Raw genomic sequence first — 894 nt, forward strand, 5'->3', positions numbered from 1 at the left:
ATTAATGCAAGCCTTGGCGTTGCTAGTCCAGATGACTCATCGGAAATTTGCGCAATAAATCATGCTGGCTGGCAAAAGAATGAGAGGAAATGTAAGTATTGGCAGCCTTCTATAGGTCTTTCGCTTGGTGAGTACATGTCGTTACATGAGGCGCGGAAGATGGAGATGTTAACTAAAGATATCCATAAGCTAACGGCAATAGCGGCACTTATACCGCTGATATATTTTATTCAACAAGTAAACAAATGGGTCTCATAGCCAAACATAAGTAGGCGCCATAAAATCAGCACCTGTTTTCCATGACCCGAATCCGAAACACTGATTCCACTGGAGAAAATCAGGATATTTGGGGTCAGATGAAAAACCCAATGTGTCACACGTAGGGTGAATGGATAGTTTTTCATCTGACCCCAAGCTTCCGTATTCTTTGGTAGGGTGTGATTATTTGGTGGGCATTCAGTGGGTTTCTTGCGCGAGTGTTTGATCAACTGTATATGTGCTCAGGGAGAAGCAATTTGAACATTACGGATTTACCTTTCGGAGTTACAGACTGGTCTGAAGTTGAGAAGACTGAATATTCCGGGGAACATGGTGTTGCTTATTGGAAGACCCGAAATTTCGGGAATATCCGGGTTCGGATGGTTGAGTACAGTCCCGGCTATCTGGCTGACCATTGGTGTTCCAAAGGACATATATTGCTCTGCCTCGAAGGTGAGCTTCATACTGAACTACAAGACGGTCGCCGCTTTGTACTCAAGCCTGGTTCGAGCTATCAAGTTGCCGACAACGTCGAGCTTCATCGTTCCTCGACGGAGCAAGGAGCCACGTTATTCGTTGTCGATTAATATCAGAAAACCGGGTCCAGAAAACCGCCACCATTAAGCAGTCTGGATC

General features: G+C 45.2%; 2 protein-coding genes. Both read left to right on the top strand.

Annotated elements, in window-relative coordinates:
* Positions 1–258, top strand: a 258-nt coding sequence (locus tag NPX02_RS21210) for a hypothetical protein (protein ID WP_260296058.1), incomplete at its 5' end; no start/stop codon positions are given.
* 257 nt (positions 259–515) lie between these two features.
* Positions 516–845: a DHCW motif cupin fold protein gene (locus tag NPX02_RS21215; protein ID WP_260296059.1), complete on the top strand. Its 330-nt coding sequence runs from the start codon at positions 516–518 to the stop codon at positions 843–845.
* Positions 846–894 lie beyond the last annotated feature (49 nt).

It is taken from the genome of Sedimenticola hydrogenitrophicus (genome assembly GCF_025175675.1).
GTDB lineage: Bacteria > Pseudomonadota > Gammaproteobacteria > Chromatiales > Chromatiaceae > Sedimenticola > Sedimenticola hydrogenitrophicus.